The organism is Cupriavidus sp. GW821-FHT07C08 (assembly GCF_059419025.1).
Window position 1 is genome coordinate 109,382 of sequence record NZ_JBWKQZ010000006.1, and the last position, 17,845, is coordinate 127,226.

14 protein-coding genes are annotated in these 17,845 nt (G+C 68.9%); 3 read left to right on the plus strand and 11 right to left on the minus strand.

Going from position 1 to position 17,845, the window contains the following annotated elements; all coding sequences use genetic code 11:
* Nucleotides 1-11 precede the first annotated feature (11 nt).
* Nucleotides 12-1,532 (minus strand): class I adenylate-forming enzyme family protein, encoded by a 1,521-nt coding sequence (locus AC07UK_RS10190; protein ID WP_436223949.1) that lies wholly within the window; start codon nt 1,530-1,532, stop codon nt 12-14.
* Between the two features lie 343 nt (nt 1,533-1,875).
* On the opposite strand from AC07UK_RS10190, the gene AC07UK_RS10195 reads away from it, so the two are divergent.
* The 3 genes from AC07UK_RS10195 (at nt 1,876) to AC07UK_RS10205 (ending at nt 5,888) form a co-directional block, all read left to right on the plus strand.
* The gene (locus tag AC07UK_RS10195; RefSeq protein WP_114135390.1) at nt 1,876-3,069 is read left to right on the plus strand and encodes an acyl-CoA dehydrogenase family protein; all 1,194 of its coding nucleotides are present in this window, start codon (nt 1,876-1,878) and stop codon (nt 3,067-3,069) included.
* Between the two features lie 13 nt (nt 3,070-3,082).
* Entirely contained in the window at nt 3,083-4,210 is a 1,128-nt protein-coding gene (locus AC07UK_RS10200) for an acyl-CoA dehydrogenase family protein (RefSeq protein WP_436223950.1), read from the plus strand.
* A 298-nt stretch (nt 4,211-4,508) separates the two neighbouring features.
* Nucleotides 4,509-5,888, plus strand: coding sequence for a DUF1329 domain-containing protein (locus AC07UK_RS10205; protein WP_114135385.1), 1,380 nt, complete (start codon nt 4,509-4,511; stop codon nt 5,886-5,888).
* Nucleotides 5,889-6,183: 295 nt separating this feature from the next.
* On the opposite strand, the gene AC07UK_RS10210 is transcribed toward AC07UK_RS10205, so the two are convergent.
* The 10 genes from AC07UK_RS10210 to AC07UK_RS10255 all read right to left on the minus strand — a co-directional run bounded on the left by AC07UK_RS10210 (nt 6,184) and on the right by AC07UK_RS10255 (nt 17,834).
* Nucleotides 6,184-6,975 carry an SDR family oxidoreductase gene (locus tag AC07UK_RS10210; protein ID WP_436223951.1) on the minus strand — a complete coding sequence of 264 codons (792 nt, stop codon included), beginning with the start codon at nt 6,973-6,975 and terminating at the stop codon, nt 6,184-6,186.
* A gap of 26 nt (nt 6,976-7,001) precedes the next feature.
* Nucleotides 7,002-8,102 (minus strand): 3-ketosteroid-9-alpha-monooxygenase, oxygenase component, encoded by a 1,101-nt coding sequence (locus AC07UK_RS10215; protein WP_494685651.1) that lies wholly within the window; start codon nt 8,100-8,102, stop codon nt 7,002-7,004.
* Between the two features lie 75 nt (nt 8,103-8,177).
* Nucleotides 8,178-9,371: an NADH:flavin oxidoreductase gene (locus AC07UK_RS10220; protein WP_436225327.1), complete on the minus strand. Its 1,194-nt coding sequence runs from the start codon at nt 9,369-9,371 to the stop codon at nt 8,178-8,180.
* A 71-nt stretch (nt 9,372-9,442) separates the two neighbouring features.
* Nucleotides 9,443-11,884: an efflux RND transporter permease subunit gene (locus AC07UK_RS10225; RefSeq protein WP_494685652.1), complete on the minus strand. Its 2,442-nt coding sequence runs from the start codon at nt 11,882-11,884 to the stop codon at nt 9,443-9,445.
* A 38-nt stretch (nt 11,885-11,922) separates the two neighbouring features.
* Nucleotides 11,923-12,888 carry a WD40/YVTN/BNR-like repeat-containing protein gene (locus tag AC07UK_RS10230; protein WP_436223954.1) on the minus strand — a complete coding sequence of 322 codons (966 nt, stop codon included), beginning with the start codon at nt 12,886-12,888 and terminating at the stop codon, nt 11,923-11,925.
* A 71-nt stretch (nt 12,889-12,959) separates the two neighbouring features.
* The gene (locus tag AC07UK_RS10235) at nt 12,960-14,162 is read right to left on the minus strand and encodes an acetyl-CoA C-acyltransferase (RefSeq protein ID WP_436223955.1); all 1,203 of its coding nucleotides are present in this window, start codon (nt 14,160-14,162) and stop codon (nt 12,960-12,962) included.
* 13 nt (nt 14,163-14,175) lie between these two features.
* Nucleotides 14,176-14,631 carry a MaoC family dehydratase gene (locus AC07UK_RS10240; protein WP_010813969.1) on the minus strand — a complete coding sequence of 152 codons (456 nt, stop codon included), beginning with the start codon at nt 14,629-14,631 and terminating at the stop codon, nt 14,176-14,178.
* Between the two features lie 40 nt (nt 14,632-14,671).
* Nucleotides 14,672-15,475, minus strand: a complete 804-nt coding sequence (locus AC07UK_RS10245) for an SDR family oxidoreductase (protein WP_114135378.1) — start codon at nt 15,473-15,475, stop codon at nt 14,672-14,674.
* The gene (locus AC07UK_RS10250; RefSeq protein WP_436223956.1) at nt 15,472-16,674 is read right to left on the minus strand and encodes an acyl-CoA dehydrogenase family protein; all 1,203 of its coding nucleotides are present in this window, start codon (nt 16,672-16,674) and stop codon (nt 15,472-15,474) included. Before AC07UK_RS10250 ends, AC07UK_RS10245 begins: the two co-directional genes overlap by 4 nt.
* Nucleotides 16,671-17,834, minus strand: a complete 1,164-nt coding sequence (locus AC07UK_RS10255) for an acyl-CoA dehydrogenase family protein (RefSeq protein ID WP_436223957.1) — start codon at nt 17,832-17,834, stop codon at nt 16,671-16,673. Before AC07UK_RS10255 ends, AC07UK_RS10250 begins: the two co-directional genes overlap by 4 nt.
* Between the last annotated feature and the right edge of the window lie 11 nt (nt 17,835-17,845).

Below are 17,845 nucleotides of genomic sequence, written 5' to 3' on the forward strand. Positions count from 1 at the left end.
CCGGCGGGCGCTTAATCGAGCATGGCGCGCAGCGGCTGCTTGAGCAGCTTGCCGCTCGCCGTGGTCGGAATCACGTCGACGGTGCGGACCTCGGCGGGGCGCTTGTACGGGGCCAGGCTCTCGCGCAGGTAGGTGTCCAGAGCCTTGCGGTCAAGCTCGGCGCCGTCCTGCATTTCAATGAAGGCCACCACTTCCTCGTTGCCGTCGGCGGTGGTGCGTCCGACCACGGCCGACTGGCGCACGCCGGGGAAGGCATTGATCACCGACTCGACCTCGATCGGGTAGACGTTGAAGCCGGAGCGGATGATCAGGTCCTTGGAGCGGCCGGAGATAAACAGTGCGCCGTCGGCATCCAGGTAGCCCAGGTCGCCGGTGTTGAGCCAGCCGCCGGGCAGCAGCGCCTCGGCGGTCTGCTCGGGGTTGCGGTAGTAGCCCAGCATCACGCCCGGGCCGCGCACGCGGATCTGGCCGCGCTCGCCGGCGGGCAGCACCTTGCCTTCGGCATCGGTGATCTCGATCTCAACGCCTTCGACGATATAGCCGGCCGAGCAGTCGGCGCGCGGGGCTTCCATGCGCGTGATGAAGAGCGAGCCGGCGTATTCGGTGATGCCATAGCCATGGTGCAGCGCCTGGCCGAACAGGGTTTCGACCTCGCGCTTGAGCGTGGGGTCCAGCGGCGCGCCGCCGGTATAGAGGTAGCGCAGGCGCGGATAGGCGCCGGGCTTCGCGCCGACGGTGGGCGCCACCGCCATGATGCGCGTGAACATGGTCGGCACGCCCTGCAGGATGGTGACGCCGGGCGACGCCAGCGACTCGAACACTTCATTGGCGTCGAAGCGCGGGCGCAGGAACAGGCTGGCGCCGGCATACAGCGTGGCCATCAGCACCGTGGCAATGCCGAAGATATGCGACATCGGCAAGGCGCCGTAGGCCACGTCGGCCTGGCCCATGTCGCGCGAGGTGGCGGAGATGCGCGCAAACTGCGTCAGGCCCGCATGCGGCACCATCACGCCCTTGGGCGCGCCGGTGGTGCCGGAGGTATAGATCAGCGTGGCGACGCTGCGGGCCAGCCCGGCCGGCTCGCGCTGCGGCGGGGTTGCCGCGCGCACCACCCGCATGCCAGCGTCGAACACCGGGCAGCCGGTGGCCTGTGCGCCCAGCCGCTCGCCGTGCGCCGCGGCCACGTCGGAGACATGGCCGGTGAACAGCACCAGCTCCGGCTGCGCATGATCGCGGATATTGTCGATCTCGCGCGCGGACAGGCGCGCGTTGACCTGGATCGGCCAGGCGTGCAGCAGGCTGCTGGCGAACAGCGTGACCACCATCTCGTTGCAGTTCTCGCCGACCACCATCACGCGGTCGCCCTCGCCCACGCCCTGCGCCGCCAGCCAGTCGCGGGCGGCCTCGATGCGCCCCCACAGCTCGCCGTAGCTGATGACGGCGCCGTTCTCGTGCAGGCACGGCGCGTCGGGCGTCTGCGCGGCCCAGTAGCGGGGGATGTCGTGGATGTATTCGGGGCGGAAGGAAGACATGGTGCTGGTGGGTCTCTCGATGCAGGCTGAGTCGGATATGCGGCGGAATGCACCCAACCGCACATGAACAGACCGTGTCAGTTTGCGGCAAGCCCCGCGCACCCGCTATTTGGAATTGGCTAAGGCCGTGTTCGTCAACGCCACTGGCCAGCCGCGGTTCGCCCCCACCACCCGGCGCAGGTGGTTCCGCCTCCACGAAGGACGGCTTTATCATTGATGAAGCAAGGAATCGCGCCCGGCCCCTACAATCGGCCGGCACAGTGAGGGCCGCCGCTTTGACGCACCGCACAACCAGGCAGAGCAAGAAGCGCCGCGCGGCCCGCGTACCACAGGGGACATTCAGATGGATTTGCGTTTCACCGCCGAGGAACAGGCCTTCCGCGAGGAGGTCCGCGCATTCGCGCAGGCCAGCCTGCCGGAAGACATCCGCAACAAGGTACTCAACCACCAGCGCGTGGAAAAGGACGACTACATCCGCTGGCACCGCATCCTGCAGGCCCGCGGCTGGGGTGCGCCGACCTGGCCCAGGCAATGGGGCGGCACCGGCTGGACCGCGCTGCAGCGCCTGATCTTCGAGATCGAGACCTTCCGCGCCGGCGCGCCGCGCCTGCTGCCGTTCGGCCTGACCATGATCGGGCCGGTGCTGATGAAGTACGCCAGCCCCGAGATGCAGCAGCGCTTCCTGCCGCGCATCCCCAATATCGACGACTTCTGGTGCCAGGGCTACTCCGAGCCGGGCTCGGGCTCCGACCTGGCCTCGCTGAAGACGCGCGCGGTGCGCAAGGGCGACAAGTACATCGTCAACGGCCAGAAGACCTGGACCACCATGGCCCACTTCGCCGACTGGATCTTCTGCCTGGTGCGCACCGACCCGGAGGCCAAGGCCCAGGAAGGCATCTCGATGCTGCTGATCGACATGAAGTCGCCCGGCGTGACGGTGCGCCCGATCAAGACGCTCGACGGTGGCCATGACGTCAACGAGACATGGTTCGAAGACGTGGAAGTGCCGGTCGAGAACCTGGTCGGCGAAGAGAACCGCGCCTGGACCTATGCCAAGTACCTGCTCGGCCATGAGCGCACCGGCATTGCCGGCATCGGCCACTGCCACCGCGAGCTGCGCCTGCTCAAGCACTACGCCAGCCAGGCCACCGACGGCGCCGGCCGCCCGCTGATCGAAGACGTGCGCATGCGTGACAAGATCGCCCGCGTCGAGATGGACATCATGGCGCTGGAAATGCTGCTGCTGCGCGTCGCCACGCAGGCCGCCGGCACCCCCGGCCCCGAGGCCTCGATCGTCAAGATCCGCGGCTCCGAGGTGCAGCAGGACCTGGGCATGCTGATGATGGAAGTGGCCGGCCCGAACGCCTGGCCGTATTCGCCTGACTGGCTTGAGCCGGGCGCGACGCAGCCGGTGGCGGGCCCTGAGTGGGCCGCCCCTGCCGCCTCCACCTACTACGACATGCGCAAGACCTCGATCTACGGCGGCGCGACCGAAGTGCAGAAGAACATCATCTCCAAGATGATCCTGGGTTTCTGAAGGGATAGCTGACATGGACTTCACCTACAGCGAAGAGCAACAGATGCTGGCGGACAGCCTGCGTCGCTTCATCGATACCGAATACACCTTCGAGGCCCGCCGCAAGAGCGCGCGCGCAGGCGCAAGCCTGGATCGCGGGATGTGGAACAAGCTCGCTGAAATGGGCGTGCTGGGCCTGACCGTGCCGGCCGACTTCGGCGGCTTCGGCGAAGGGCCCGCCAGCCAACTGGTGGTGCAGCGCGAACTGGGCCGCGGCCTGGTGCTGGAGCCGGTCACGCCCAGCGGCGTGATGGCCGCGGCCATCCTGGCCGCCCACGGCAGCGCCGCGCAGAAGGAAGAATGGCTGCCCGCGATCGCCTCGGGCGAGCGCATCGTCACGCTGGCCTACCTGGAGCCGACCACCCGCTACCGCCCGGAATCGGCCCGCGCCAGCGCCGAGCGCAGCGGCGACGGCTACGTGCTCAACGGCATCAAGAGCGTGGTCTGGCACGGCGCCGCCGCCGACGCCTACCTGCTGACCGCGCGCGTGGCCGGCAGCAATGAGATTGCGTTGTTCCTGGTGCCGCGCGACAGCAAGGGCCTGGGCGTCACCGCCTATCCCACCATCGACGGCCTGCGCGCCGCCGACCTGTCGCTGCAGGACGTGACCGTGCCGGCCAGCGCGCTGGTGGGCGAGCCCGCCGACGGCCTGGCCGCGCTGGGCGTGGGCCTGGAGCACGGCGTTGCCGCGCTGTGCGCCGAGGGCGCCGGCGCCATGGAAAAGCTGATCGAGATCACCGCCGAATACCTGGGCACGCGCCAGCAGTTCGGCAAGCCGCTGGCCAGCTTCCAGGCACTGCAGCACCGCATGGCCGACATGCTGGTGCAGAAGGAACTGGCGCTGTCGATGGCCTACGTCGCAGTCCAGGCGCTGGACGAGGCCGATCCCGCCGCGCGCCGCCGCATGCTGTCCGCGGCCAAGGTGACGCTGGCCCGTGCCGGACGCTTCGTCGGCCAGCAGGCCGTGCAGCTGCATGGCGGCATGGGCATGACGGATGAGCTGTCCGTGGGCGACTACTTCAAGCGCCTGACCATGCTGGACCAGTTGCTGGGCGACAGCGACTACCACTTGCAGCGCTTCGGCGAAGTGATGGAAGCCTGACCCTGGCTGCGGCCGCTGGCCGCACGCTGGCGCGAGGCCGGGCACTTGCCCGGCCTCGCGCCGTTTCAGCTCCCGCTCCCCCTCCCCTTCCCATACCGCCCCGGTACGCTCCCGCAATCCTCGCGGGATGCTGGCACGCCACCCGGATTGTTTCCGCCCCCCTCCGCCACGCCGGAGGCTAGGGAAATCCACTAGTCCGTTCCAACGATTCCCCGCGGCCGCGCCATCACTACGCTGTCACCACAGGCACAGGCACAGCCAGCGCCGGCAATTCCTCTTTACAAGGAGCGAGACTTCAATGAAATCCAGCACAAGACAACTGATACGCGGTGGCCTGCTGCTCACCAGCATGGCCCTGGCGGCGGCATCGTGGGCGAAGGTCACCCCGGAGGAACTCAAGCAACTGGATGGCCCCCTCACGCCGATGGGCGCCGAGCGTGCCGCCAGCAAGGACGGCGAGGTCCCGGCGTGGTCCGGCAAGTGGCTGGGCACGCCGGCCCATGTCAAATACCAGCGCGGCGAACGCTACCCGGACCCGTATGCCGATGAGAAGCCGCTGTTCGTCATCACCGCGCAGAACATGGCGCAGTATGCCGAGCGGCTCAGCGACGGGCAGAAGGCGTTGTTCAAGAAGTACCCCGACAGCTTCAAGATGCCGGTCTACCCCAGCCATCGCGACTTCCGGTATGAGGACGCGGTCTACAAGGACATCCGCACCTACGCCGCCACCGTCAGCATGACGAGCGATGCCAACGGCCTGAAGGAAGCGGGACCCCAGGTTCCCTACCCGATTCCGAAAACCGCGATGGAGCTGTTGTGGAACCAGCGCTTCTCGTCGGCTATCGGCACCGAGAAAGCGCAGTTCGACCAGGCCGTGGTCTATCCGAACGGCTCGATTGCGTGGGGGCGCGTCTCATACAGCATCCTGTCGCCGCGCAACAACGGCAAGTTCGACCCGCACAACGCCATCAACGAGCGCTCCTTCTTCCGCACCGCCACTGACCTGCCGTTGCGTGACCGCGGCCAGGTGATCGTTGGCTACGCGGTCTGGGACCAGGAGGGTTCTGACACCAACCGCACGTGGATCTACAACCCGGGCACGCGGCGGGTGCGCCAGGCGCCGGAATTCGGCTTTGACCAGCCCCAGGGCCCCGGCGGCTTCCGCACCGTGGACGACGACCGGCTCTTCAACGGCTCGGGCGAGCGCTACAACTGGAAGATCGTCGGCAAGAAGGAGATCTTCGTCCCGTACCACAACTACAAGCTGCTGAGCACTTCCGTCAAGTACAAGGAGCTCCTCACGAATGGCCATGCCAATCCGGACGTCATGCGCTATGAACCGCATCGGGTATGGGTACTGGAAGCAACGCTCAAGTCCGGTTTCCGGCACCAGTATGCGAAGCGCGTGCTGTATCTCGACGAAGACAGCTGGCTCGCCCTGGCGGCCGACAACTACGATGGCCGCGGCCAGTTGTGGCGCACCAATCTCCAGGCCTCGGTGTACGCCTATGATGCACGCCGCTACTATCCGACCACGGTGTTCTACCATGACCTGATTTCGGGTGCCTACCTGGCCGACCGCCTGACCAACGAAGGCCCGATGGCAACGCTGAACAACAGTCCGGAATTCAACGAGGCGTTTTTCTCCCCGGACGCCGCGCGCGGATCGGGTACCTGATCCCATCGTGATATCCGGCCGGGCGCAGCCTTTGGCGCCCGGTCGCGCTCCCCGCCCTGAACTGACCCCCAAAAGTTGGAGACAACTTTTGGGGGTTTTTGCATGGCAAAGCCCAGCCGCTCCGATTGCAACCCGGGCTGCGCCGGTTGCTTCTACCTCGAGATGGAAGCCCTGATCCCGGCGAACGCGAGCGCCGGATGCAGGACGATGTCGTGGTCGCGTAAGTCCGGAACGCCATCGAATAAAAATGGGGCATCCGCCGCGAGCCGCGGTGGATGCCCCATTGACCAGGAGATCAGAAGTTCAGCGGACGCTGCGCGGCATCCAGGCCGCCGTCGATAAACACCACGTTGCCATGGATGTAGGCAGCCTGCGGCCCGCAAAGGAACGCGATCAGCGCGGCCACCTCTTCCGGCTGGGCGCGGCGCCCCAGCGGCGGCAGGAAATCGCGGATGGCATCGCCATAGCGCGGGTCCTTCAGGCCGGCCTGCAGCAGCGGCGTTTCCACCGCGCCCGGCGCGACCACGTTGAGGCGCACGCCGGCCTGGCCCCACGCGGCCGCACGTTGCCGCGCGGCCGCCGCCACCGCATGCTTGGAGCTGGCATAGGCGATATAGCCAGCCTGGTCCCGGGTGGCTTCCGCCGCCGCGGCGGCTGCCACCATCGCACGCACGCCGGGCTCGTCGCCGGCAAGGTAGGCATCCCGCAGCGGGCTGCCCTCCCAGGACTGGAGCGTGGCCGAACTGGACGACACCACCACGGCGCACGGATCCGAGCCCTGGCGCAGCGCCTCGAACAGGCCATCCAGCAGCGCCACCACGCCGAAGTAGTTGACCGATGCCACCAGCGTGGCGGGCTCGACATGCGGGCCCAGACCGGCGCAGCAGACCAGCTGGTCGATGCGGCCGCCCGACCGCGACAGTACGGCGTCAATCGCGGCAGCGCGGCCCTGCGGGCTGGACAGGTCGGCAAGGATGTCGGCATCGCGCCGGTCGATGCCGATGACCCGGCAGCCGTCCGCGAGCATGCGCTGGCGCACGGCCGCACCCATGCCGGATGCGGAACCGGTAATGACTACGGTTTTCATGGTGCGAGGTTCCGTGACGGTTGCCATCAGGCCTCGAACACATGCCGCAGCGCCGGCGGCTCGATGTTGCCCGGGTTCAGCTCGAACGTGCGCCGCGCCACGCTGGACGGCCGCACCTGTTCCACGTCCGTGTAGAACTGCTGGTACCAGTCACGCATCTGGTAGATCGGCCCGTCGCCTTCGCACAGCAGCGGGTTGTCGATGCGGATCTTGCTGTCCCAGATCGCCACGTCCTCGTAGAAGGCCTGTTTGGCCTGCTCCACATAGGCTTGCGCCATGGCACGGTTCTGTTCCTCGGACAGCCCCGGGATCTTCTTCACCAGCACGCCGTAGCGCAGCGCGAAGCTGTTGAGGTCGATCGGCACATGGCAGTTGAGCAGGATCGAGTGGATCTGCTGGTCGCCCATCTGTCCGATCATCTCGGTGATGTGGTACGCGGGCCCGAAGTACGTGGACAGCGCCGTCAGCTGCGCATCGCCCGAGAGCCGGGCACTGCGCCCAATCATCAGCTGCGTGGCCTTGTGGTCTTCGAACAAGTTGGCAAAATAGTCCACCGGCGCGCCATGAACCGTGCCGAAATGCGCCATGTCGGAGATATTGTCGACCAGCTCGCGGCAATTGGTGCGGATCAGCATCTCGTCGATGGCCCAGTCCGACCACTCCGCCGAGAAGCAGGCCTCGATGCGCGGAATCGCCACCTCGGGGGGTGCCGGGCGGCCTTCGGGATCGTGCCAGATGAAGAGCAGCCGGTTCTGCTCGCAGGTCTCCCACGCGCCGACGCGGGCCTTGGGCGGCACGCGCTTGCAGTAGGGGATGGACTTGCAGCCGCCGTCGCCGCCCCACTGCCAGCCGTGGAACGGGCAGACCAGATTGTCGCCCTGCACGGTGCCGGTGCTCAGGTCTGCGCCCATGTGCGGACAGTAACCGTCGATCACGCGAATCGCGCCGGTCGAGTCGGCAAACGCCGCCAGGCGCCGGCCGAAGATATTCAGCGTGTGCGGCACGCCGTCGCGGTAGCCATCGGCCAGGCCGAGGCAATGCCAGCCGCGCGCGTAGCGGGCCTCGGGCGGGCGTGATTCGATCTTGTAGCCGGTCTTGTAGCCAGTCTGGTTGCCGTCAGCGGTCATGGCGTCTGTCTCCTTGAATTCCCGTGGGACCTTCAAGATAAGAGCGTCTGGCCGGCGGCTCATCGTCCCATCGGACTACTGCAGCGCGGCAATTTTCGTCAGCGCCGGATCATTGCCCGGGCCGTGCACGCAACTGACGCCGGCCGGATCGTAGATCCGGGCCACGCAGCCATTGCAGCTGTCACAGGCCGAACGCGCCACCGCGCCGCTGCGCCAGTTGGCGACCAGCGCGGGATCGTGGATCAGCGCGCGCGCCAGCGCGACGCAGTCGAAGCCCTCTTCCATCAGCTGCGCGACATTGCCGATCGACTTGACGCCGCCGATATAGGCCAGCGGCATGCGCACCGCCCGCCGCACCACGCGCGACGCTTCCAGGAAGTACAGCTCGCGAAAGGCCAGCGCGCGCGGCGTGCGCTTTTCCAGCATGGTGATGCCGAAGCGCGCCACCGCGGTCGGTGCGGCGGCCTTCATCTGCGCCGTGGGCATGGGGCTGCCGAACAGCGCCCACGGGCTCTCGACGTTGCGCCCGCCGCTGAGGGTCAGCAGGTCGGCGCCTTCCGCCTCCAGCAGGCGCGCGGTCACGGCGGAATCCGCGGGTTCGTTGCCGCCCGGCACGTCATCGCTGACGCTCAGCTTGCAGCAGACCGCCAGCTCGGCGCCGACCGCGTCCTTCACCTGGCGCAGTACCGCGGCCGGAAAGCGGGTGCGGTTCTCCACGCTGCCGCCGAATGCATCGCGCCGCCGGTTGCTCAGCGGCGACAGGAACTGGTTGAGCAGGTAGCCGTGCCCCATGTGGATTTCCACCGCGTCGAAGCCGGCTTCGCGCGCCAGCCGCGCCGCCGCGGCAAACTGGCCGGCCACGCGTGTCATGTCCGCCTCGCGCATGGCACGCTGGAAATACACGCCGTGCAGCATGCCAAAGGCATTGAGTCCGGACGAAGCACTGCCCGGCGCGCGGCTGCCGCCGTGGCGCATGGTGGTGAACGAGCCCGCATGGGTGATCTGCAGGCAGGCCGCCGCGCCTTCTCGATGCACGGCATCGGTCAGCACGCGCAGCGGCGCAACCTGCTCCGGGCGCATGCTGAGCTGGTGCGAAAAAGTCAGGCCGTCGTCGGCCACCGCCGCATACGCCACCGTGGTCATGCCCACGCCGCCCGCGGCAAGCTCGCGGTGGTGCCTGACCAGGGCCTGGGTCGGCAGGCCATGCGGCGTCATGCCCTCGTTGGCGCCGGCCTTGATCAAGCGGTTGCGCAGTGTAAGCGGGCCGATGCGGACCGGCGTGAATGCCGCCGCCGCGTAAGCCTGGTGATCGTGCATGCTGTCTCTCCGGGTCATCGGCCTTACACCGCGTCGGATTTCAGGGCGTGCGCAGGCGGCACCGTCTCGCCGCGCGCGGCGCCACCGGCACCACCGGCGGCCACGCGCGCACGCTCCTCTTCCTCCACCCCCAGCCACGCAGCCAGCGCCGGCAGCAGTGACACCGCGCCGAACAGGTTCACCAGGAACATGAAGGCCAGCAGGATCCCCATGTCGGCCTGGAACTTGAGCGCGGCAAAGGCCCAGGTACCCACCCCGATGCACATCGTCAACGCCGTGAACAGCGCCGCCGAACCGCGCTGGCGCATGGCCTCGGCAAAGGCCTGCGGCAAGGCCTGTCCTTCCTCGCGGATCTGGTGCTGGATGCGCTCATACAGGTAGATGCCGTAGTCCACGCCAACGCCCACGCCCAGCGTGATGACCGGCAGCGTCGACACCTTCAGGCCGATGCCAAGCCGCGCCATCAGCGCATTGCACAGCACCGACACCAGCGTCAGCGGCACGATGATGCACAGCACCGCGCGCCACGAGCGGAACGTCAGCAGGCACAGCAGCGTGATCGCACCGAAGATCGACAGCAGCATGGTCACTTCGGCTTCTTCCACGGCCTCATTGGTGGCCGCCATCACGCCGATATTGCCCCCGCCCAGGCGGAACGCCACGTTGGGGGTCTTGTCGGCGGCGGTGAAGCGGCGGATCTCGCGGATGATGTGGGCGATGGTGGCGCCCTCATGGTTGGCGGTGTAGATCAGCACCTGGATGGCCTGGCAGTTCGAGGTGTTCATACCGTTGTCCGGGTCGAAGGCCTTGGCACCCTGGCTCAGGCCCTCGCTGCTGCGCGGCAGTGCCTCCCAGCGCGGGTTGCCCTCGTTGTAGGCGCCGATCACCACCTTGGCCAGCGATGACACGCTCACCACCGACTGCACGCCAGACACGCCGCGCATATGCATCTCGAAGCGTTCCACCGCACTCATCACCGGGTAGTGCAGGCAGCCGTCGTCGAAGCCGGTGGGTTCCACCACCACCGTCAGTGCATCCGAGCCGATGTTGTACTGGCTCACGATGCTGGCGCTATCGCGGTTGTAGCGCGAATCCGCGCGCAGTTCCGGAGCGCCGCTGCCGACATCGCCAATCTTGAGGCCGCGCGAATCGATGGCACCGGCCGCCAGCAGCGCCAGCGCAGCCACGAACACGCCCAGCGCCGGGCCCGGACGCGCCAGCGCGCCGAACTTCTGCCACAGCCCGCCGGTTCCGTGCGCGCGCCGGGCCTGCGCCGATGCCAGCGCCGACGGCTCCAGCCGCGTGTACGACAGCAGGATCGGCAGGAACACCTTGTTGGTCACGATCATCAGCAGCACGCCCAGGCAGGCGGTGATGCCAAGCTCGCGCACGATGTCGATCTCGATGCGCATGATGACCATGAACCCGAGCGCGTTGGTCAGCAGCGCGACCGTGCCGGGGATGAACAGCTTGCGGAAGGCCGCGCTGGCGCTGTCGAGCGCACCATGTCCCTGCACCACCTCCTGCTTCCAGGCATTGGTCATCTGCACCGCGTGCGAGACCCCGATCGAAAAGATCAGGAACGGCACCAGGATCGACATCGGATCGATGCCGTAGCCCAGCAGCGGCAGCAGGCCCAGCAGCCAGGCCACGGGCAGCAGCGCCACCACCAGCGACAGCAGCGTGATGCGCAGCGAGCGCGTGTACAGCCACAGCAGCAGCGCGGTCACGGCGAAGGCCAGCGCGAAGAAGCCCATCACGCCGGCGATGCCCTCTTCCACATCGCCTACCAGCTTGGCAAAGCCGACGATATTGACCTCGACGTCGGTGCCGCTGAATTCCCCGCGGATCTTCTCCAGCTGGCGCGCGACCGAACCGTAGTCGATGGTCTTGCCGGTGGCCGGATCGGTCTCGCGCAATTCCGCGCGGATCAGCGCGGACCTCAGGTCGTTGCTGACCAGGCGGCCGATCTGGCCGGAGCGCGCCACGTTGCGGCGCACCTTGTCGAGCTCGGCCGGCGTGCCGGAAAAGCGCCCCGGCACCACCACGTCGCCGCGGAAGCCCGCCTCCGTCACCTCGGTGTAGCGCACATTGGGCGTGAACAGCGAGAACACGCGCGAGCGGTCCACGCCGGGGATGAAGAACACGTCATCGGTAGCGCGGCGCAGCTTGTCCATGAAGGCCGCGTTGTAGATGTCGCCGTCGCCCTTCCAGCGCAGGCTCAGCAGCACCGTATTGGCACCGGAGAAGGTGCTCGCGTACTTGGTGAACACCTGCATGTACGGGTGCTGCAGCGGAATCATCTTGTTGAAGCCGGGATCGAGCCGCAGCCGCGTGGCCGAGACGCCCAGCGCCACGGTCACGGCCAGGCACAGCACCAGCAGCAGGCGGCGCCGGTGCATCAGCAGGCTGGCGCAGGCATCGACAAGGCGGCCCAGGCGGCCGGAGGAATGGGGGCGGGTCATGATCGTTCTCGCATTCGGTAAGCCAGGGTCAGGCGGGGTCAGCGGGGGTTGGCGGCGAGCGTGGCGCCGGCAAGGCCGCCATTGCCGCCCAGCGCCAGCTTGTCCTTGCCGGCAGGGGCCAGCGCGGCCAGGGTCTGCGGGCTGCCGGCGGGCAAGGCGGTGAAGTGGCGCCCGCCGTCGGCGGACATCACCAGCGTGCCACCCTGCCCGGCCAGCACGATGCGCCCATCGGGCAGCTCGACGCCGCCGAAGAACGAGGTCTTGAGGCCAGTGTCCGCGGCCTGCCAGGTGGCGCCGAAGTCCTCGCTGCGCAAGGCGTTGCCGCGCATGCCGAAGGCCAGCCAGGCGCCATCGCGCAGCGGCTGCACGCCGTACAGCGAACCCTCGTAGGGGGACTTCACCACCTCCCAGCGGCTGCCGCCGTCGGGCGAGCGCAGCACCAGGCCGGCTTCGCCGACCAGCATCAGGCGTCCCTGCGCATCGCCGGCAATGCCGTTGAGGTGGCGGTCTTGCATGGCCTTGTCTGCGGCCGCCTCCCAGTGCCTGCCCTGGTCACGCGAGACCAGGAAGCGGCCAAAGCTGCCGACCGCGAACCACGGGCCGCCCGCCTGCGCCCACGCGCCCAGCAGCGGATCGGACGAGCGCGCGTCGAAGGCCACCTGCTGCCAGTGGGCACCGCCGTCTTCGGTGCGCAGGATCCAGCCGCTGTGCCCGACCGCCATGCCGTGGCGGCTGTCGGCAAAGGCCACCTGGGTCAGCGCGGCGCCTTGCGGATGATCCACGACGGCCGTGCGCCAGTTGCGGCCCTGGTCGTCGCTGAACAGGATCTGGCCGCGCTCGCCCACTGCCACCAGGCGCTCGCCGGCGCGCGCGATGCCGTTGACCTGCAGGCCGTCCGGGCGCAGCGTCGTGGCCGCGAACGGCGGCAGCGGGCGCGGCGCGAAGGCCCATACCGCGGTGGCCAGCACGGCCAGCGACATGGCGACGCCGATCAGTCGTTTCATGATGTCTCCTCCTGTTGGAGTGATGGCAGTCGGCCTCGTTGCGGGCCGGTCCCTGCAGGGGCTGCTTGTGATTACAGAACGTCGAACAGCGCGGCGGCGCCCATGCCGCCACCGATGCACATGGTCACCACCGCCTGCTGCACGCCGCGGCGCCGGCCTTCAATCAGTGCATGCGCGGTCATGCGCGCACCCGACATGCCGAACGGATGGCCGATCGAAATCGCACCGCCGTTGACGTTCAGCCGCGCATCCGGGATGCCCAGCTTCTGCTGGCAGTACAGCACCTGGCAGGCAAAGGCCTCGTTCAGCTCCCACAGGCCCACGTCCGCCACCGTCATGCCATGGCGCGCGAGCAGCCTGGGCACCGCGAACACCGGGCCGATCCCCATCTCGTCCGGCGCGCAGCCCGCCACCGCCATGCCGCGGTAGCGGCCCAGCGGGCGCAGGCCGCGCCGGCGGGCCTCGTCGGCGCTCATCAGCAGCACCGCGGCGGCGCCGTCTGACAGTTGCGAAGCATTGCCGGCAGTGATGTGCTCGCCGGCGGCCACAGCCTGTCCGCCGCTCCAGACCGGCTTCAGCGCCTCCAGGCTGCTGGCCGTGGTATCGGGCCGGTTGCACTCGTCGTGCGCAAGCCGAACGGTCTCGTGGCCGGTCAGGGTGCCGGCCTTGTCGAACAGCGCGCGGCGCGTTTCCAGCGGCACGATCTCGTCGTCGAAGGCACCGCGCCGCTGTGCCTCGGCGGTGCGCTGCTGGCTGCGCCAGGCGTAGGCATCCTGCTCGGCGCGGCTGATGCCGTAGCGGCGTGCCACCACCTCGGCGGTCTCGATCATCGCCATATAGGCTGCCGGCTGCCGCGCCAGCACCGCTTCGGACTGGGCGCGGTAGCTGTTCTTGTGTTTGGTCTGCGTCAGCGAGATGGACTCCGCGCCGCCGGCGACGATGATGTCGGCCTCGCCGCACTGGATCGCACGGGCGCCCGCCGCGATCGTCATCAGCCCCGAGCCGCACATGCGGTCCATGGTCATGCCGGGCACGCTGTCCGGCAGCCCGGCCGCCACCGCGCACAGGCGGCCCAGGTTGTAGCCCTGGGTGCCCTGCTGCGCGGCCGCGCCGATCAGCACATCTTCCACCTCGGACGGATCCACGCCGGCGCGCTCCACCACCGCGCGCACCACGTGGCCGCCCAGCACCGGGGCCTCGGTGTCGTTGAAGGCACCGCGGAAGGCCTTGCCGATCGGTGTGCGCGCGACGGCGACAATGACTGCTTCTTTCATGCTGGATTCCTGTTCAGAAGTAATAGCGGCTGATGGTCTCGGCCACGCAGGCCGGCTTGTCCCCGCCTTCGATTTCCACGGTCATGCGCACCACCGACTGCACGCCGCCCTGCAGGGTCTCGGCCCGGACCAGTTCCCCCACCCCGCGCACGCGCGCGCCGACGCGCACCGGCGCCGGGAAGCGCACCTTGTCGCAGCCGTAGTTGACGCCCCACTTCATGCCTTCGACCGTGACCAGTTCCGGCAGGAACTGGTTGACCAGCGCCAGTGTCAGGTAGCCGTGCGCGATGCAGGCGCCGTAGGGGCCCTGCGCGGCGCGCTCAGGGTCCACGTGCAGCCACTGGTGGTCGCCGGTGGCATTGGCGAACTGGTTGACCTGTTCCTGGGTGATCTGGGTCCAGGCGCTCTCGCCGAGGCGCTGGCCGACGGCGGCGTGGATGTCTTCGGCAGAACGGAAGATTCTTGGCATGTCTGGTTCCTGCGTTGTTCCCGGTACCAACTGTTTCCCTTCAAGCCCGCTGGCTGCTCACGGGCAGCACCTCGCCCGTCATGTACGAGGCATAGTCGCTGGCCAGGAATACCATCACATTGGCCACCTCCCACACCTCGGCCGCGCGCCCGAAGGCTTCGCGCTCGCTGAGCTGGCGCAGCAGGTCGGCCGGCGCCGACTTCTTCAGGAAGTCGTGCAGCGCGATGCTGGGCGCCACCGCATTGATGCGCACGCCAAATTCGGCGGCCTCCATCGCGCTGCAGCGCGTCAGCGCCATCACCCCGGCCTTGGCCGCGGCGTAGTGCGACTGCTCCTTCTGCGCACGCCAGCCCAGCACCGAGGCGTTGTTGACGATGGCGCCGCGCCGGCGCGCCTGCATGTGCGGCAACATCGCGCGCGTCATGCGGAAGGTGCCCGTGAGGGAAATATCGATCACGCGCGACCACTCGGCATCGTCCATATCAACTAGGCGGCGCGAGCCGCCCAGGCCGGCGTTGTTGATCAGCACGTCGGTGCCGCCCAAAGCTTCTTCGGCGGCGGCCACAAGTGCGCGCACCTGCGCTTCATCCGACACATCGCAAAGCTGGCCATGAATCGCCTGCAGGCCGGTTTCCGCGCGCAGGCGCCCGACCGCTTCGTCCAGCCGCTTCTGGTGGACGTCGGAGATCATCAGCGCGCGGCAGCCCTCCTCCGCGCAGCGGCGCGCGGCGGCAAAGCCGATGCCGGCGCCCGCCGCGGCGGTGATGAGCACGCTCTTGCCGGCGAGCAGCTGATGGCCGGGCACATAGGCCGGGGCGCTGGGGATTTCGGTGTTCAGGGTCATGGCTGTCCTCGTGCTTCGCGCGGCATGCCGAGGCCGCGTTCGGCGATGATGTTGAGCTGGATTTCGTTGGTGCCGGCGTAGATGGTGTCGGCGCGCGAGAACAGCGCCATCTGCTGCAGCCGCGTGCGGCGCGTGTCGCCGGCGTCCAGTACATTGGCCAGCGGGCCCAGCACGTCCAGCGCCAGCTGGCCCAGGTCGCGGTGCCAGTTGGACCAGTAGTACTTGTAGATCAGCGCCTCGCGCTGCAGCGCGGTGCCGCCGTCCTGGCCTGCCTGCGCCGCGCCTGCCAGCATGCGCAGCGCATTGGCGCGCATCACGCGCAGGCCGGCCCAGGCGCGCGCAATGCGCTGGCGCACCAGCGCGTCGCGGCTGCTGCCGTTGTCGCGCGCGGCCTGCGCCACCCACTCCAGTTCATGCGTGAACTGCATCTGCTGGCCCAGCGTGGAGATGCCGCGCTCGAAGCCCAGCAGCGCCATGGCGATGCGCCAGCCATCGCCGGGCGTGCCCAGCACATCGGCGGCGGCGGCACGCGCGCCGTCGAAGAACACCTCGTTGAATTCGGCGCCGCCGCCCATCTGGCGGATCGGCCGGATCTCGATGCCGGGCTGGTCCAGCGGCAGCATCAGGAAGATCAGGCCCTTGCTGCCGCGCGAGCCGGGCTCGCAGCGCGCCAGCACGAAGATCCAGTCCGAATCGTGCGCGAGCGAGGTCCACACCTTCTGGCCGCTCACCAGCCAGTCGCCAGTGGCCGCATCGCGCTCCGCCCGCGTGCGCACATTGGCCAGGTCCGAGCCCGCGCCAGGCTCCGAATACCCCTGGCACCAGAACGTGGTGCCGTTCAGGATGCCGGGCAGCAGGCGCGCCTTCTGGTCGTCGGTGCCGAAGGCGACCAGGGTCGGGCCGATCAGCCCCTCGCCGATATGGCCCATGCGGCCCGGCCCCCCTGCCCGCGCGTATTCCTCATGGAAGATCACCTGCTGCATGACCGGCAGCTCGCGCCCGCCATGCGCGCGCGGCCAGCCCAGGCCGGTCCAGCCGCCTTCGGCCAGCCGGCGCTCCCATGCCTTGCGCAGTTCGGGATAGGCCTCTTCGTCGCCGGGGCCGCCGCGGTGCTTCAGGCAGGCGAACTCGCCGGCCAGGTTGGCGGCCATCCACTGCGCGACTTCGGCGCGGAATGCCGCCTCTTGATTCGCTGTCATGCTGTCCTCCAGGCGTGCGGGCCATTTGCTGCGAGATACGCCAGCGCCGCGCCGGCACCGCCCAGCCAGTGGCTGGCGGCCTGCGCGCGCTTGAAATAGAGCTGGGGGTCGTATTCCCAGGTGAAGCCGACACCGCCATGCAACTGGATGGCCTCCTGCGCGCAGAAGCGCAGGGCATCGTCGGCGGCCACGGACGCGGCGGCGATGTCGAGGCGGATGCCGGTGCCATCGGCCACCTCGCCCGTTTCCCACGCCTGCGCCGCGCCATACACCGCCGAGCGCGCCGCCTCGACCAGCACCATCATCTGCGCGCAGCGGTGCTTGACCGCCTGGAACGAGGCGATGGCGCGCCCGAACTGGATCCGTTCCGAGGCATAGGCCACGGTCAGGTCCAGGCATTGCTGGGCCGCGCCAAGCTGCTCCGCCGCCAGCATCAGCTTGCCGTGCCACCAGGCCTGGGCCAGGCCGAAGGCCGCCGCGTCCGCGCGCGCCAGGCAGGCACTGGCGGGCACGGGCAGCCCGTCCAGCCGCAGCGCGGCCAGCGGCCGCGTGCGGTCCAGCGTATCGAGCGGCGCCAGCATGAATCGCGCATCCTGTGCCAGTGCTGCTGGTTCCAGCAGGAACAGCGCAGGCACGCCGTCTTCGAGCCGGGCCGGCACCAGCAGCCAGTCGGCGCCGGCAGCATCGGCCACCTGGGCAGCGCTGCCGCGCAGCACGAAGCCATCCGCGCTTGCCTGCGCGCCGATGGCGACGCCGTCGTACTGCCAGCCGCCATCGTCCGGCAGCACCGCGGCGGCACGCAGCTCGCCACAGGCCAGCCGCTCCAGCCACTGCGCGCTGCCACGCGGGCCCAGGCTGGCCTGCAGCCAGGGCGCGGCCACGCACACGGCGGACCAGAACGGCGCGCAGGCCAGGCGCTGGCCCAGCTGTTCCTGCAGCAGCACCAGCCCGGGCGCGCCCAGGCCGGCGCCGCCCACGGCTTCGGGCAGTGCGATGCCGCACCAGCCGAGTTCGCCCGCGACCGCGTGCCACAGCGCTTCGTCATGCGCGGCACCCGCCTCGGTCACGCGCCGCACCGCCGCCGAATGGCTGTGCGCGGCGAGGTAGTCGCGCGCGCTGTCGCGGACCATCTGCTGTTCGACGCTCAGGGAGAAGTCCATGGCCGTCGCGC

Excerpts from the sequence above, each read along its gene's own strand:
- AC07UK_RS10225 (WP_494685652.1), bottom strand. The coding sequence starts at position 11,884 with ATGACCCGCCCCCATTCCTCCGGCCGCCTGGGCCGCCTTGTCGATGCC.
- AC07UK_RS10245 (WP_114135378.1), bottom strand. The coding sequence starts at position 15,475 with ATGACCCTGAACACCGAAATCCCCAGCGCCCCGGCCTATGTGCCCGGC.
- AC07UK_RS10195 (WP_114135390.1), top strand. The coding sequence starts at position 1,876 with ATGGATTTGCGTTTCACCGCCGAGGAACAGGCCTTCCGCGAGGAGGTC.
- AC07UK_RS10200 (WP_436223950.1), top strand. The coding sequence starts at position 3,083 with ATGGACTTCACCTACAGCGAAGAGCAACAGATGCTGGCGGACAGCCTG.
- AC07UK_RS10240 (WP_010813969.1), bottom strand. The coding sequence starts at position 14,631 with ATGCCAAGAATCTTCCGTTCTGCCGAAGACATCCACGCCGCCGTCGGC.
- AC07UK_RS10190 (WP_436223949.1), bottom strand. The coding sequence starts at position 1,532 with ATGTCTTCCTTCCGCCCCGAATACATCCACGACATCCCCCGCTACTGG.
- AC07UK_RS10250 (WP_436223956.1), bottom strand. The coding sequence starts at position 16,674 with ATGACAGCGAATCAAGAGGCGGCATTCCGCGCCGAAGTCGCGCAGTGG.
- AC07UK_RS10255 (WP_436223957.1), bottom strand. The coding sequence starts at position 17,834 with ATGGACTTCTCCCTGAGCGTCGAACAGCAGATGGTCCGCGACAGCGCG.
- AC07UK_RS10210 (WP_436223951.1), bottom strand. The coding sequence starts at position 6,975 with ATGAAAACCGTAGTCATTACCGGTTCCGCATCCGGCATGGGTGCGGCC.
- AC07UK_RS10215 (WP_494685651.1), bottom strand. The coding sequence starts at position 8,102 with ATGACCGCTGACGGCAACCAGACTGGCTACAAGACCGGCTACAAGATC.
- AC07UK_RS10230 (WP_436223954.1), bottom strand. The coding sequence starts at position 12,888 with ATGAAACGACTGATCGGCGTCGCCATGTCGCTGGCCGTGCTGGCCACC.
- AC07UK_RS10235 (WP_436223955.1), bottom strand. The coding sequence starts at position 14,162 with ATGAAAGAAGCAGTCATTGTCGCCGTCGCGCGCACACCGATCGGCAAG.
- AC07UK_RS10205 (WP_114135385.1), top strand. The coding sequence starts at position 4,509 with ATGAAATCCAGCACAAGACAACTGATACGCGGTGGCCTGCTGCTCACC.